The organism is Mesorhizobium sp. M0478, assembly GCF_040321305.1.
Taxonomy (GTDB): Bacteria; Pseudomonadota; Alphaproteobacteria; order Rhizobiales; family Rhizobiaceae; genus Mesorhizobium.
The window spans coordinates 1-14,402 of record NZ_JAMYRH010000001.1; the positions used below are offsets into that span (position 1 = coordinate 1).

Genomic DNA, 14,402 nt, shown 5'->3' on the forward strand with positions numbered 1-14,402 from the left:
TGATGCCAGTCTCTCGCCAAACCATCGCCGGTCCTCCGGCGGACAAGAAAACTGTCACCCATGCTATCGGTCCATTCTGTTACCTATCTATCCGGTTCGGACAGTCGAGCCACCTCTCCCCCCTCCGGAGGGAGAGGAAAGGCGCCAGCTGGAATCGCTTCGCGCCATTCCTCTCCCCCGACGATCGGGGGTGAGGTGTCGAGCGAAGCTCGACGGAGTGGGGGTCGAACCTTACCCCGAATTACTCACCGCCCCAAACACCGGCGTCGCAATCCCTTCCATCCGCGCCTTGATCTGCAGCGCCACATATTTCGAGTAAAACCGCGACAGCGCCAGATTGCCGCCGTGGAACCACAGGGCGTCCTGCGCCGTCGGCTTCCACATGTTGCGCAATTCGCCTTGCCAAGGACCGGGATCGCCCTTGACGCCGGAGCCGAGGCCCCAGCATGGCCCGACCTTGTCGGCGACCTCGCGCGAGACGATGGCCGCCACGGTCTCGTTCATCGACTGGTAGCCGGTGCAGGCGACGATCGCATCGACGGCCAGCTCGCTGCGGTCGTCGAACAGGATGCCGGTCGGCGTCAATGAACTGATGCCGACGCCGCTCTTCACTTTGATCTCGCCATTGATGATCAGTTCGCAGGCGCCGACATCGATGTAGTAGCCGGAGCCGGTGCGGTAGGCCTTCATCAACAGCCCGGTCTCGTCCTCGCCGAAATCGATGGCGAAGCCGGCGGCGCGTAGCTGGTCGTAGAAGTCTGCGTCGCGTGCCTTGATTACCTCGTAAAGATCCCGCTGGCCCTTGGGTACAAGCGCGAACGGCGTGGACGCGACGATCAGGTCGGCCTTGTCGGTGCTGATGCCGCGCGCCAAAGCCTTTTCCGAGAAGATCTCGAAGCCGACTTCCATCAGAGTGTCGGATTTCACCACTGTCGTCGGCGACCGCTGGATCATGGTGACGTCTGCGCCGCTCTCCCAGAGGTCGACGCTGACATCGTGCCCCGAGCTTGCCGCGCCGATGACAGCGACACGTCTGCCGCGGAATTTCTCGCCGCTTGCATACTGGCTGGAATGCAGGAGTTCGCCCTTGAAGGTCTCGGCGCCGGGCAGCGCGATCTGGCGTGGCGGGCCATAGGCGCCGGTGGCAAAGACAATGTGCTTCGGCTTCAGCGTGATCTGCCGGCCGACGCGGTCGACCACCACAGTCCACACCTTCTCGGCCTCGTCATAGCTGGCGCTGAGGCATTTGGTGGCGACCCAGTAGTTGAGCTCCATCACCCTGACATACATCTCCAGCCAGTCGCCCATCTTGTCCTTGGGCGTGAACACCGGCCAGTTCTCCGGGAACGGAATGTAGGGCAGATGGTCGTACCAGACCGGATCGTGGAGCACGAGCGAGCGATAACGGTTGCGCCAGGAATCGCCGGGGCGCGCATTTTTCTCGATGATGATGGTGGGCACACCGAGCTGCCTCAGCCGCGCGCCGAGCATGATGCCGCCCTGCCCGCCGCCGATCACCAGGCAATAGGGCTGCTCGGTGGCGCCGAGGTCGCGCGTCTCGCGCGCCCGCGCCTCCGCCCAGGTTTCGCGCTTCGGATCGGCCTTGTGACGGATACCAAGCGGCCGCGCCGGTCCCTTTTGTTCCTCGAACCCCTTGAGCTCACGCACCGCCGTGAACAAGGTCCGGCAGCGGCCGTCCGTAAGGCGCACAATCCCTTCGCCCCGCGCGACCGCCGTTTCGAACGTGAACCAGGCCTCGACGGTGCCCTCATCCGAGGTCGCCTCGCCGGACAGCGTCCAGTGTGAGGGCTTCGCTTCCGCCAGCGTCGCTTGCAGCATGTCGCGGATCTCATCGCGGCCTTCCATCGTGGTGATGTTCCAGGTGAAAGCCAGCAGATCGCGCCAGTAGCAATCCTCGACGAACAGGTTGGCGGCCGCCTCGGCGTCATCAGCTTCCAGCGCCCGTGCAAGCGCGCAAAGCCATGTCGCCGCCTGTTTCGATGGTGCCATGTCGAGCATCTGTTTTTCCCTCACTTTGCGTTCCCATTGTTTCGAAAGACGGAGCCGCCGCAAGAGGGGTCGCGATATCATGGCGTCGGTTTCTAGCGGCCCGGAACGGAGCCATCTCCCGGAAATCTTTATAGGAATTTTATATCTTTCCTCCCGGCCCCGTCTCGAACCTTTATGGCGATCGGGTCCATATTCCATCTCGAGCAAAACGCTGCGGACGCCGTGACCCCAGAGTTACGGCGGGCCGTTCTCATGGAATTTCTGGCTCGCCGGTCGCTGGCGCCAAATACAAGCAGAAGCAAGGACCAACACAAATGGACATCGTCGTCATCGGGATCGAGGTTTTGTTCTTCGGTCTTTCCCTCGCCTACATCAAAGCTTGCGACGCTCTTTAAGCGGAAGGATCGCACCATGCTTGTCGATTACATCCTCGGTGGCAGCGTGACCTTGTTCCTGCTCGTCTACCTGACATACGCCCTCGTTCGCCCAGAACGCTTCTGAAGCAAGGCACGGAAACCCATGACACTCAACGGATGGATACAGATCCTGGTTTATTGCGGGATGGTCGTTTTGCTGGTGAAGCCGCTCGGCGGCTACATGTACCGCGTCTTCAATGGCGATCGCACCTTTCTCTCGGCCATACTCGGGCCCGTTGAGCGCGGCCTCTACCGCATTTCGGGAACCAGCGAGCGCGAGGAGCAGCACTGGACGACCTACGCGGCAGGAATCATCTTCTTCAGCCTTGCCAGCTTCCTGGTGCTGTACTTTCTGCAACGCCTGCAGGGCGTCCTGCCTTACAATCCGGCCGGGATGGCATCGGTCGAACCCAATCTCGCCTTCAACACTGCCGTCAGCTTCGTCACCAACACCAACTGGCAGAATTACGGCGGCGAAAGCACGTTGTCCTACCTCGTGCAGATGGCCGGCCTGACTGTTCAGAACTTCATGTCCGCCGCCGTCGGCATTTCCATTGCGGTGGCGCTGATCCGCGGCTTCGCCCGCGCCTCGGCCAAATCGATCGGCAATTTCTGGGTGGATATGACCCGCTGCACGCTCTACTTCCTGCTGCCGCTCAGCATCGTGCTCACCCTTGTCTATGTCTGGCTCGGCATGCCGCAGACGCTCGGGCCTTATGTCGACGCCACCACGCTGGAGGGCGCCAAGCAGACGCTCGCCCTTGGGCCGGTCGCCTCGCAGGTCGCCATCAAGATGCTCGGCACCAATGGCGGCGGCTTCTTCAACGCCAATGCCGCGCATCCTTTCGAAAACCCCGACGCCATCTCCAACATGATCCAGATGGTGACGATCTTCGCGCTGGGTGCTGCACTCACCAACGTCTTCGGCCGCATGGTCGGCAACCAGCGCCAGGGCTGGGCGATCCTGGCCACGATGGGTGTGCTGTTCATCGCTGGCGTCGTTATCTGCTACTGGGCGGAAGCCGCGGGCAATCCGCTGGTCCATGCGTTGGGCGTCGACGGCGCCAACATGGAAGGCAAGGAGAGCCGCTTCGGCATTGCCGCTTCGGCACTATTCGCCGTCATCACCACGGCTGCGAGCTGCGGTGCGGTGAACGCCATGCATGACTCGTTCACAGCACTTGGCGGCCTGATCCCGATGCTCAACATGCAGCTCGGCGAAGTCATCGTCGGCGGCGTCGGCGCCGGCTTCTACGGCATCGTCATGTTCATCGTCATCACCGTGTTCGTCGCCGGCCTGATGGTTGGCCGCACGCCCGAATATCTCGGCAAGAAGATCGAGGCCAAGGAGGTCAAGATGGCAATGCTCGCCATCCTCGCTCTGCCGTTGGTCATGCTGGTCTTCACGGCAATAGCGGTCGTGCTGCCAAGCGCCGTCGCCTCGATGGCCAATGGCGGTCCGCATGGCTTCTCCGAGGTTCTTTATGCCTACACTTCGGCGGCGGCCAACAACGGCTCGGCCTTTGGCGGCCTTTCCGGCAACACGCCCTGGTACAACATCACGCTCGGCATCTCCATGTGGGTGGGTCGCTTCTTCGTCATCATTCCAGCGCTTGCCATTGCCGGCTCGCTAGCGACGAAGAAGACGGTTCCGGCTTCCGCCGGCACCTTCCCGACCGACGGCCCGCTGTTCGTCGGCCTGCTCGTCGGCGTCATCCTGATCGTCGTCGGCCTGACCTTCTTCCCGGCACTGGCGATCGGACCGATCGTCGAGCACCTGGCTGCCATCAACGGCCAGACATTCTGAGGCTTGTCATGTCCTGGTTCTACCCAAAACGCATGAAGGCCCGGCCGCGAGCCGGCCCACGAGCCGGCAATGAGGGGGAGGAAACGCCCCCTCCCTTCCCCAGCGTATCTACCTTCCTCGGCCTCGCGGCAGTCATGATCGTGATCTGGCTGCTGGCCTATGGTCCGCCGCCCCTCTTTTCGGCATCCGATCGGTCGGTGCCGGCCAACAGTTCAGATACTGGAGCCACCAAATGAGCCAGTCCAAATCCGCGAGCATCATGGATGCCCGCATCCTGTGGCCGGCCATCGGCGGCGCCTTCAGTAAACTCGACCCCCGCACGCTGGTCAGGAACCCGGTGATGTTCGTCGTCGCCATCGTCTCGCTTCTTACCACGGTCCTGTTCGTCAAGGATCTCGCCACCGGCGGCGGCGATTTCGGCTTTACGCTGCAGATCATCATCTGGCTGTGGTTCACCGTGCTGTTCGCCAACTTCGCCGAGGCCGTCGCCGAAGGCCGCGGCAAGGCGCAGGCCGATTCGCTGCGCAAGGCGCGCACCGAAACCCAGGCCAAGCTGCTTGCCGGCGAAGACCGCTCCAGGTTCAAGCTGGTGCCCGGCACCAGCCTGAAGGTTGGCGACATCGTGCTGGTCGAAGCCGGCGACATCATCCCGTCCGACGGTGAAGTGATCGAAGGCGTGGCCTCGGTCAACGAGGCGGCAATCACCGGCGAGTCCGCACCCGTCATTCGCGAATCCGGCGGCGACCGTTCGGCGGTCACCGGCGGCACGCAGGTTCTGTCCGACTGGATTCGCGTGCGCATATCAGCCGCCTCCGGCCACACCTTCCTCGACCGCATGATCTCGCTGGTCGAGGGTGCCTCGCGCCAGAAGACGCCCAACGAGATCGCGCTCAACATCCTGCTCCTCGGCATGACGCTGATCTTCGTGCTGGCCACCGCCACGATCCCGAGCTTTGCCTCCTATTCCGGCGGCTATATCCCGGTGACGGTGCTGGTCGCGCTGTTCGTCACCTTGATCCCGACCACCATCGGCGCCCTGCTGTCGGCCATCGGCATTGCCGGCATGGACCGCCTGGTGCGCTTCAACGTGCTGGCCATGTCCGGCCGTGCCGTCGAAGCGGCGGGCGACGTCGATACGCTTTTGCTCGATAAGACCGGCACCATCACGCTCGGCAACCGCCAGGCCGCCGAATTCCGCCCGGTCAAGGGCGTCACCGAACAGGAACTGGCCGATGCCGCGCAGCTCGCCTCGCTCGCCGACGAGACGCCTGAGGGACGCTCGATCGTCGTGCTGGCCAAGGAGAAATACGCCATCCGCGCCCGTGACATGGCAACCTTGCATGCCAGCTTCGTGCCCTTCACCGCGCAGACCCGGATGAGCGGCGTCGACATCGATGGCTCGTCGGTGCGCAAGGGCGCCGTCGATTCGGTTCTCGCCTATGTCAGCCAGTCGTCATCGGCCACTCACGGCACGCGCCCCGGCAGCGACACCGTCAAGGATCTCCAGGCGATCGCCGACGAGATCGCCAAGTCGGGCGGCACGCCGCTGGCCGTCGAGCGTGACGGCCGCCTGCTCGGCGTCGTCCACCTCAAGGACATCGTCAAGGGTGGTATCCGCGAGCGCTTTGCCGAACTGCGCAAAATGGGCATCCGCACCGTGATGATCACCGGCGACAATCCGATGACTGCGGCGGCGATCGCAGCCGAAGCCGGCGTCGACGATTTCCTCGCCCAGGCCACGCCCGAGGACAAGCTGAAGCTGATCCGCGACGAACAGGCCAAGGGCAAGCTGGTCGCCATGTGCGGTGACGGCACCAACGACGCGCCGGCCTTGGCGCAGGCCGATGTCGGCGTCGCCATGAACACCGGCACGGTTGCCGCCCGCGAGGCCGGCAACATGATCGACCTCGATAGTGACCCGACCAAGCTGATCGAGATCGTCGAGATCGGCAAGGCGCTGCTGATGACGCGCGGCTCGCTGACGACCTTCTCGATCGCCAACGACGTCGCCAAATACTTCGCCATCATCCCGGCCATGTTTGCCGTCTTCTACGTTGCGCCGGGACATACAATCGGCCCCCTGCAAGCGCTCAACATCATGCATCTGGCGACGCCGCAGAGCGCCATCCTGTCGGCCATCATCTTCAACGCGCTGATCATCATCGCTCTGATCCCGCTGTCGCTTAAAGGCGTCAAATACCGCGCCATCGGCGCCGGCGCGCTGCTCAGCCGCAACCTGCTGGTCTACGGCCTCGGCGGCATCATCGTTCCCTTCGTCGGCATCAAGGCGATCGACATGATCGTCACCGGCCTCGGCCTCGCTTAAGGAAATACGTCCATGCTCACTCAGATAAGACCCGCTGTTATCATGATCGTCTTTTTCACCGTTTTGACCGGCCTGATCTATCCCCTGGGCATGACCGGCATCGCCCAGGCGCTGTTTCCGCACCAGGCCAATGGCAGCTTGATCGAGAAAAACGGCACGGTCATCGGCTCCGAACTGATCGGCCAGGGCTTTGCCGACGACAAGTATTTCCATGGCCGCCCCTCGGCTGCCGGCGACGGATACAACGCCGCAGCGTCCAGCGGCTCCAATCTCGGTCCAACCAACCCCAAGCTGATCGACCGCATCAAGGGCGATGTTGCAAAGCTGAAGGCGGAGAACCCGAACCAGCCGGTGCCGATGGATCTGGTGACGACGTCCGGCAGCGGCCTCGACCCCGCTATCAGCCCGGACGCCGCCTATTTCCAGGTCGCTCGGGTGGCCAAGGCCAGGGGCTTCGACGAAGCCAAGGTCAAGGCGCTTGTCGACAGCCATGTCGAAGGCCGCGAACTCGGCTTCCTCGGCGAGCCGGTCGTCAATGTGCTGGCGCTCAACCTGGCACTGGACGATACCAAGCAGTGAGAGACAATCTCTGAAGCCAGGGGCCGGGGATCGACACGATCCTCGGCGCCGTTCATGATCGAGCCTGATGCCGGACGCCAGAAGCAACGATACCAGACCCTCTCCGGACGCGCTGCTCGAGCATGCGGAACGGGAAGAGCGCGGCCGTCTGCGGATATTTCTCGGCGCGGCCCCCGGCGTCGGCAAGACCTATGAAATGCTGATGGCCGGCCGCGCCAGGTTGGCCGACGGCGTCGACGTAGTGATCGGCGTCGTCGAGACCCACGGCCGCAAGGAAACACTGGCGCTGGTCGACGGCTACGAGGTCATCCCGCGCCAGAAGGTCGACTACAAGGACCGCGTGCTGAATGAGATGGACATCGACGCCATCCTCGCCCGCCGGCCGGCGCTGGTGCTCGTCGACGAACTCGCCCACACCAACGCACCCGGCAGCCGCCACCCCAAGCGCTATCTCGACGTCCAGGAAATCCTTGCGCGCGGCATCGACGTCTACACCACGCTCAATATCCAGCATGTCGAGAGCCTGAATGACGTCGTGGCACAGATCACCCGCGTCAGGGTGCGCGAAACGGTCCCGGACTCCATCATCGACCAGGCCGACGACATCGAGATCATCGACCTCACGCCCGACGACCTGATCAAGCGGCTGAAGGAGGGCAAGGTCTATTTCCCCAACACTGCCCAGCGCGCAGTCGAAAACTATTTCTCGCCGGGCAATCTGATCGCGCTTCGGGAATTGGCGCTGCGCCGCACCGCCCAGCGCGTCGACGAGCAGTTGCTCAACCACATGCAGTCGCACGCCATTCCCGGCCCCTGGGCGGCGGGCGAAAGGGTGCTCGTCTGCGTCGATGCGCGTCCGGGCGGAGCGTCTCGTGTCCGCTATGCGCGCCGGCTGGCCGACCGGCTGCGCGCACCGTGGACGGCGCTGCATGTCGACACGCCGCGTTCGGCCGGCATGTCGGAGGAAGACAAGGACCAGCTGGCCACGCTCTTGCGCCTGGCCGAGCAGCTCGGCGCCGAGGTGACGACCATTCCGGGCCAGAACGTCGCCCAGGACATCGTCCGCCACGCCACAGTGAACAATTTCACCCATATCGTCGTCGGCAGGCCGACCCGCTCGCGCTGGCGCGAACTGATCGAGGGCTCGCTCACCTACGATCTGATCCGCAATGCCGGCGATATCAGCGTCCATGTCATTTCAGGAACGGAGCGCGACAACGAGGCCACGTCGAGGGTCAAGGCGGCGGCCGAGCAGACGCCATTTCAAATCTGGCCTTATCTTTTCTCGACCGTCTATGTCGCCGGCGCGCTTGCCGTCAGTGCCGTCCTCGATCAGTTCCTCGACGTTCGCAACCTTGCCAGCGTGCTTCTGCTGGCGGTGCTGACATCGGCAGTGACCTTTGGCCTGTGGCCGGCGCTGTACGCCTGTTTCCTCAGCGCTATTGCCTTCAACTTCTTCTTTCTCGAGCCGCGCTACACGATGACGATCCGCGATCCGGAGAGCATCGTTGCCTTCGCCGTCTTCCTCGTCGTTGCCGTCATCGCCAGCAATCTGACGGCGCGTGTGCAGCGTCAGGCAGCCGCCGCCCGTTCACGCGCCCGGGCCACCGAGGACATCTACCTCTTTTCAAAGAAACTCGCCGGCGCCGGCACGCTCGACGACGTTTTGTGGGCCACCGCGTTCCAGATCGCCTCGATGCTGAAGCTGCGCGTAGTGCTGCTGTTGCCGGAAGAAGGCACGATCACCGTCAAGGCCGGTTATCCCCCCGACGACACGCTGGCCGAGGCCGACATCGCGGCTGCACGCTGGGCCTGGGAACACAACCGGGCTGCCGGCCGTGGCGCCGATACCCTGCCCGGGGCAAAACGGCTCTACCTGCCCTTGCGGACCGGCCGTACCGCCATCGGCGTCGTTGGCCTCGACAATGACAAGCAGGGGCCGCTCTTGACGCCCGAGCAACAGCGCCTGCTCGACGCGCTGGCCGATCAGGCGGCGGTTGCCATCGAGCGCATCCAGCTGGTCGCCGATGTCGATCGCGCCAGGCTGGCGGCCGAGGCCGACCGCTTGCGCTCGGCACTGCTGACGTCGATCTCGCATGATCTGAAGACGCCGCTGGCGGCCATCATGGGCGCGGCCGGCACGCTCAGGGAATTTGCGCCGGCACTGCCCGAGAACGATCGGGCCGAGCTGCTGACCACCGTGCTCGACGAGTCCGAACGGCTGAACCGCTTCATCGCCAATCTGCTCGACATGACCAAGATTGAATCCGGTGCCATGGAGCCGAATTTTGCTCTCCACTATGTCGGCGATGTCGTCGGCTCGGCCTTGCAACGGGCGCGCAAGATCACTGCCGGGCACAAGACCGAGGTTGATGTTCCGGCCGACCTGCCGATGCTGAAGCTTGATCCCGTGCTGTTCGAACAGATGCTGTTCAATCTGCTCGACAATGCCGCGAAATACGCGCCACAGGGATCGACAATCCGGCTGCAGGGCTGGGCCGACAATGGCTCCGTCGCGCTGCAGATCATGGATGAGGGACCGGGCATTCCGCCCGCCGACCTGGAGCGCGTCTTCGACAGCTTCTACCGGGTGCGCAAGCGCGATCAGGTCCAGGCCGGCACCGGGCTCGGCCTGTCGATCTGCCGGGGCTTCATCGAGGCGATGGGCGGCACGATCATGGCGGCGAACCGCAGCGATCGCCCGGGCGCAGTCTTCACAATCCGCATGCCGAGGTTGGTACAATCGTCCGATACGGACGTATCAGGTGTGGACGAGCAAGCATCTGGTGATCCGGCATGACAAATTCCAACGTCAGCATACTGGTCGTCGATGACGAGCCGCCGATCCGCAAACTGCTGCGCGTCGGCCTCGGCAGCCAGGGTTATGCGGTCAGCGAAGCGCCCAACGCCAACGCTGCGATCGAACTCGTCGACGCGCAAAAGCCGGATCTGATCCTGCTCGATCTCGGCCTGCCCGGCATGGGCGGCCTCGACCTCCTGCGCAAATGGCGCGGCGACGGCCTCGACGTGCCCGTGGTCATCCTGTCCAGCCGCACCGACGAAGCCGGCATCGTCGCGGCGCTCGAACTCGGCGCTGACGACTACATCACCAAGCCGTTCGGCATGAACGAGCTGGTCGCCCGCATCCGCGTCGCGCTGCGCCACAAATTCCAGCAGCAGGGCGAAAAGCCGGTGTTCCACACCGGCGATCTCAGCGTCGACCTGGTCAAGCGCATCGTCAAGGTCGAAGGCAAGGAGATAAAGCTCTCCCCCAAGGAGTACGACATATTGCGCATTATGGTGCAGCATGCCGGCAAGGTGCTGACCCACCATTTCATTCTGAAGCAGGTGTGGGGCGATTCGACCGACGTGCAGTATCTGAGGGTCTATGTCCGCCAGCTCCGGCAGAAGATCGAAAAGTCGCCCGACCAGCCGCGCTACATCACCACCGAAACCGGGGTGGGGTACCGGCTGCGCGAGGTTGAGTGACCGGACGTTTTCCGCTCAGTCCGCCGAGAGTTCCGCGGTCCGTGCCAGTGCGCCGCCGAAGCCGTTGAGCGGGATAGTGAAACTCACCGCTTGACCGGTGTCGGCCGCGAAGGCGTCGATCTTCAGCGTGGTGGCTGCCTTGAGCAGCGGCGTGACGCTGGCATCGAACGCCACCGGCACCAGGCAGCCGACGGCCTGGCAGGTGTTGAACGGCAGGCTGCCTTCCAGCTTCTGGTCGTCGATGGTCAGGCTGACTCCTTTGGCGAGCGCCAGGCCGAACGGCAGCGCCAGCGTTCCGGCGGCATCCTCGCCGCTCTTGCTCGACAGCTCGATCGCCAGCAGGCGCTGGTTGGACTGCTTGTTGAACTGCTGATGCGACAGGCTGCAAACCTTGGCCGTGCCGGTTACCTGGCAATTGACCGTCCAGTCGCCATGTGTCTCGGACAGCGCCGAGGCGCCGCCAGGCAATGTCGGGCCGGCAGCAGGGGCGGGCGCTGCGGCGGCAGGCGCCGCCTTGTCGGTCTTGGTTTGCGCCGCGACTGCCACCGGGCCAAGAATACAGATGCTGCCCAGTAGCGCCGCGAAATATACTTGCCTGCTTTTCATCAATATGCTCCCGATTGTGCCTCGAGTCAGCAGCGATTGAGCCCGAGATCCGCGCCCGATAGAGCGGTCAATCGATCTTTTCTGTCAAGTGCGGCCAGGCCGCTTCCTCAGGGATTTCGCCAACCCGTGGCAGATCGGCCCATGGCAGACCCGCCCATGGCAGATCGAGACGAACGCCCTATATAGAGAGGAGGTTATATCTGTACGGGAACGAACTGATGTCGACGCTTCGCCTATCGACAGTTCTGATGTCGGCAATGCTGGCGGTGGCAACGCTCGCCGGAATCATGCAATCTGCTGCGGCTCAGTCCGTCAATCCCAGCGCCAACCGGCTGATCCAGCAGAACCAACTGCAGCAATTGCGCAACAGCCTGCAGCGGCAGCAGTTCCAGCAACAGCAGCAGCAATATCGCGAGCAGGACCGTCGGATCGTGCCGCAGCCGCGCCCCGAAGTGCCCGTCGTCCGGCAAGCTTGTCCGATTCAGATCGTCAACAACCAGATTGTGCGTGTTTGCCGTTGATATCGGTCGCTTGCGATTTACTTAGTCGACTTATTTACTAAAAATGCCTCATCGCCTCGCGGGCATATCAGGGGTTTGCAGGCGGCGTGCGGCGGTGCGCCCGCCGACCGGATTTTCAGCACATGGCGACGACCAAGAAAAAGGCGGTACGCAAGGCAAGGCGAGGCGAACGCATTCGCCAGGTCGCCGCCATTCCCTTTCGCCTGGACGTTTCAGGCAATTTCGAAGTGATGCTGGTGACGTCGCGAGCGACGAAGCGGTTCATCGTGCCCAAGGGCTGGCCCATGAAAGGCAAGAGCGGGCGCAAGGCCGCCACCATCGAGGCGCGCGAAGAAGCCGGCGTGCTCGGCAAGACCCGCAAGGCGCCGGCCGGCAGCTATTCCTATTGGAAACGGCTGGAGCACAATTTCGTGCGCGTCGACGTCGTCGTCTATCTGTTGGAGGTGTCCGAGGAACTGGCCAACTGGCAGGAGGCCAAGAGCCGCCAGCGGGCATGGCTCAAGCCGCAGGACGCGGCGTTGCTCATCGATGAGCCGGATCTCTCGACGCTGATGGCCAACCTGGCGCCGCCTCAGCCGGCAGTGCCGGACCCAGCCTGAACCAACCTCACTTGCCCTCGTCCCCTTTAGTGGGACCCTCATCCCCCTCAGCGGGAAATGGCCGCAGCGGCGTGCCCGTATAGGCCCACAACCATTCGCGCGGCAGCGGACCCTTGTTGCGGTCGCTTTGCTGCGACTGCTCCCATGCATGCGCCAGGATGCCGACCGAGCGCGAGAGCACGAACAGGCCGCGCGTCAACGGCGGCGGAAAGCCGAGCTCGCCATAGATGACGGCGGTGGCGCCGTCGATGTTGAGCGGTATTTTCTTCCCCTTGCGCCGTGCCACCTCTGATTCGACGGCCTCGGCGATGTCGGCAAAGCGTCCGCTGACGACGCCGCGCGCGGCAAACTCGCGCGTCACTGCGATCAGGCGCGGCGCGCGCGGATCGACCGGGTGGAAGCGATGGCCGAAGCCCGGCACATAGCCTTTCTCCTCGGCGAAGAAACGGTCGAGCCGTGCGGCTACGGCTTGGTCCAGCGCAACACCCTGGTCAAGTGCCACGGCAATGTCGCCATAGAAGGACAGCGCCTGTTCGCCGGCGCCGCCATGCACGTCACCCAGCACGTTGACGGCGGACGCCATGGCGCTGTTGATGCCGACGCCGCAGGTGATGGCCATGCGGGCAATGGCGATCGACGGCGCCTGCGGCCCGTGGTCGACGGCCGCCCCCAGCGCAATGCCGAGCAGCGCCGCCTGCTCCTCGCTCGGCAATTCGCCGCGCAGCATCAGCCAGATCGTGGCCGGAAAGCTGACGCGGCCGATCAGCTCCTGGATTTCATAGCCGCGCAGCCGGATAATGCCGGGGCTCATCTCGATGATGCCGGTCTGCCACCATTCCTCGCCGCGTTCGCGGCCGGTTTTTCTCTCGCTCACGCGCTTCTCCTGGCGCGCGGCGGCAGGGTGGAAAAAACCTCGTCCATATGCTCGCCCAGCACAGGCGGCGGCAGGACCGGCAAGGGTGCCGCGCCATCGACCATGAAGCCGCCGCGCACCACGGTCAGCGGCTGCGCCATGCCGGGCAGACCCTGGAAACGCGTGGTCATGTCGCGCTCGACCACCTGGCGCTCGCCAAGCACTTGGGGGATCGTCAGCACCCGGCCCGCCGGCACGCCGGCGCGGTTGAATTTTTCCTCCCAGGCTGCGGCCGAGGCGCTCGCCAAGGCCGTCTCGATCAGCACCTTCAGCACAGCGCGGTTCTGCTTGCGCGTCTCGCGCTCGGCAAAGCGCGGATCGTCGGCCAGTTCCGGCTGGCCGATCAGCCGGCAAAGCGTGACGAACTGCTCCTGCTTGTTGGCGGCGATGTTGAGCAGGCCGTCGCCGGTGCGAAACGCGCCGGAGGGCGCAGCCGTCATGTTCTCATTGCCCATCGGCTGCGGCTCGACGCCGGCGGTCAGATAGTTGGACACCGGCCAGCCCAGCGCCGACAGCGTGCATTCGAGCATCGAGACATCGAGAAACGCGCCCTCGCCCGAGGTCTTCTGCTTGACCAGCGCCGCGGCGATGGCGAAGGCCCCGACCAGCCCGCCCAGCGTGTCGGCGACGGGATAGCCGACCCGCAAGGGTGCGGTCTCCGGCGTGCCGGTGATGCTCATGATGCCGGACAGCCCCTGGATGATCTGGTCGTAGGCCGGATTGTCGCGCATCGGCCCGGTCTGGCCGAACCCCGATATGGCGCAATAGACGAGACCCGGACGAACCGCTTTCAGCGCCTCATAGCCAAGCCCCAGCCGCCCCATCACGCCCGGTCGAAAGTTCTCGACCAGCGCATCGGCGGAGGCGACGAGATCGAGGAAGCGTTCGCGGTCGGCTTCGCTTTTGAGATCCAGCACCACCGATCGCTTGCCGGCATTCTGCGCCAGGAACGACGCGCCCATCCCCGCCTCGTTGAGCGCCGGCGAGGCGCCGAGCTGGCGCGCCAGATCGCCGCCTTGCGGCGTCTCGACCTTGATGACATCGGCGCCGAGCAGCGCCAGCTGGTAGGCACAATAAGGGCCCGCCAGCACATTGGTCAGGTCGAGAATGCGGATGCCGGCAAGCAGATCGGTCAT

The 14,402-nt window shown here is 64.1% G+C and carries 12 protein-coding genes; 8 read left to right on the forward strand and 4 right to left on the reverse strand.

What is annotated here, in order from left to right; all coding sequences use genetic code 11:
- Window positions 1-231: 231 nt before the first annotated feature.
- Window positions 232-2,019 (reverse strand): flavin-containing monooxygenase, encoded by a 1,788-nt coding sequence (locus NKI64_RS00005; protein WP_352666111.1) that lies wholly within the window; start codon window positions 2,017-2,019, stop codon window positions 232-234.
- A 402-nt stretch (window positions 2,020-2,421) separates the two neighbouring features.
- Here NKI64_RS00005 and NKI64_RS00010 point away from each other — a divergent pair, with 402 nt between their 5' ends.
- The 6 genes from NKI64_RS00010 (at window position 2,422) to NKI64_RS00035 (ending at window position 10,627) form a co-directional block, all read left to right on the forward strand.
- On the forward strand, window positions 2,422-2,511 hold the full coding sequence (locus tag NKI64_RS00010; RefSeq protein WP_095084642.1) for a K(+)-transporting ATPase subunit F: 90 nt from the start codon (window positions 2,422-2,424) through the stop codon (window positions 2,509-2,511).
- A gap of 18 nt (window positions 2,512-2,529) precedes the next feature.
- On the forward strand, window positions 2,530-4,233 hold the full coding sequence (gene kdpA, locus NKI64_RS00015; RefSeq protein WP_352666113.1) for a potassium-transporting ATPase subunit KdpA: 1,704 nt from the start codon (window positions 2,530-2,532) through the stop codon (window positions 4,231-4,233).
- A gap of 232 nt (window positions 4,234-4,465) precedes the next feature.
- Window positions 4,466-6,559, forward strand: a complete 2,094-nt coding sequence (gene kdpB, locus NKI64_RS00020; protein ID WP_352666115.1) for a potassium-transporting ATPase subunit KdpB — start codon at window positions 4,466-4,468, stop codon at window positions 6,557-6,559.
- 12 nt (window positions 6,560-6,571) lie between these two features.
- A complete protein-coding gene (gene kdpC / locus NKI64_RS00025) occupies window positions 6,572-7,138 on the forward strand; it encodes a potassium-transporting ATPase subunit KdpC (protein WP_023744101.1) in 567 nt (188 codons plus the stop codon).
- 67 nt (window positions 7,139-7,205) lie between these two features.
- The gene (locus tag NKI64_RS00030; protein ID WP_352666117.1) at window positions 7,206-9,938 is read left to right on the forward strand and encodes a DUF4118 domain-containing protein; all 2,733 of its coding nucleotides are present in this window, start codon (window positions 7,206-7,208) and stop codon (window positions 9,936-9,938) included.
- Window positions 9,935-10,627 carry a response regulator transcription factor gene (locus tag NKI64_RS00035; RefSeq protein ID WP_023704189.1) on the forward strand — a complete coding sequence of 231 codons (693 nt, stop codon included), beginning with the start codon at window positions 9,935-9,937 and terminating at the stop codon, window positions 10,625-10,627. The genes NKI64_RS00030 and NKI64_RS00035 overlap by 4 nt, the downstream gene beginning before the upstream one ends.
- Before the next feature lie 15 nt (window positions 10,628-10,642).
- Here the strand turns inward: NKI64_RS00035 and NKI64_RS00040 are convergent, their stop codons facing one another.
- On the reverse strand, window positions 10,643-11,233 hold the full coding sequence (locus NKI64_RS00040; RefSeq protein WP_023669715.1) for an invasion associated locus B family protein: 591 nt from the start codon (window positions 11,231-11,233) through the stop codon (window positions 10,643-10,645).
- A gap of 218 nt (window positions 11,234-11,451) precedes the next feature.
- Between NKI64_RS00040 and NKI64_RS00045 the strand changes: the two genes are divergently transcribed.
- Both NKI64_RS00045 and NKI64_RS00050 read left to right on the forward strand, forming a co-directional pair.
- Complete coding sequence (locus NKI64_RS00045) at window positions 11,452-11,754, forward strand: hypothetical protein (RefSeq protein WP_023704190.1); 303 nt, start codon at window positions 11,452-11,454, stop codon at window positions 11,752-11,754.
- Between the two features lie 122 nt (window positions 11,755-11,876).
- Entirely contained in the window at window positions 11,877-12,353 is a 477-nt protein-coding gene (locus NKI64_RS00050; protein ID WP_023669717.1) for an NUDIX hydrolase, read from the forward strand.
- A gap of 7 nt (window positions 12,354-12,360) precedes the next feature.
- On the opposite strand, the gene NKI64_RS00055 is transcribed toward NKI64_RS00050, so the two are convergent.
- Together NKI64_RS00055 and NKI64_RS00060 are read right to left on the reverse strand one after the other, a co-directional pair.
- The gene (locus NKI64_RS00055) at window positions 12,361-13,227 is read right to left on the reverse strand and encodes a citryl-CoA lyase (protein WP_033002990.1); all 867 of its coding nucleotides are present in this window, start codon (window positions 13,225-13,227) and stop codon (window positions 12,361-12,363) included.
- On the reverse strand, window positions 13,224-14,402 hold the full coding sequence (locus tag NKI64_RS00060) for a CaiB/BaiF CoA transferase family protein (protein WP_031196007.1): 1,179 nt from the start codon (window positions 14,400-14,402) through the stop codon (window positions 13,224-13,226). Before NKI64_RS00060 ends, NKI64_RS00055 begins: the two co-directional genes overlap by 4 nt.

Bases quoted from the DNA above. Each gene is read 5' to 3' on its own strand.
- NKI64_RS00040 (WP_023669715.1), bottom strand. From the start codon at position 11,233: ATGAAAAGCAGGCAAGTATATTTCGCGGCGCTACTGGGCAGCATCTGT.
- NKI64_RS00035 (WP_023704189.1), top strand. From the start codon at position 9,935: ATGACAAATTCCAACGTCAGCATACTGGTCGTCGATGACGAGCCGCCG.
- NKI64_RS00005 (WP_352666111.1), bottom strand. From the start codon at position 2,019: ATGCTCGACATGGCACCATCGAAACAGGCGGCGACATGGCTTTGCGCG.
- NKI64_RS00045 (WP_023704190.1), top strand. From the start codon at position 11,452: ATGTCGACGCTTCGCCTATCGACAGTTCTGATGTCGGCAATGCTGGCG.
- kdpC (WP_023744101.1), top strand. From the start codon at position 6,572: ATGCTCACTCAGATAAGACCCGCTGTTATCATGATCGTCTTTTTCACC.
- NKI64_RS00010 (WP_095084642.1), top strand. From the start codon at position 2,422: ATGCTTGTCGATTACATCCTCGGTGGCAGCGTGACCTTGTTCCTGCTC.
- NKI64_RS00060 (WP_031196007.1), bottom strand. From the start codon at position 14,402: ATGACCGATCTGCTTGCCGGCATCCGCATTCTCGACCTGACCAATGTG.
- kdpA (WP_352666113.1), top strand. From the start codon at position 2,530: ATGACACTCAACGGATGGATACAGATCCTGGTTTATTGCGGGATGGTC.
- NKI64_RS00030 (WP_352666117.1), top strand. From the start codon at position 7,206: ATGCCGGACGCCAGAAGCAACGATACCAGACCCTCTCCGGACGCGCTG.
- kdpB (WP_352666115.1), top strand. From the start codon at position 4,466: ATGAGCCAGTCCAAATCCGCGAGCATCATGGATGCCCGCATCCTGTGG.
- NKI64_RS00050 (WP_023669717.1), top strand. From the start codon at position 11,877: ATGGCGACGACCAAGAAAAAGGCGGTACGCAAGGCAAGGCGAGGCGAA.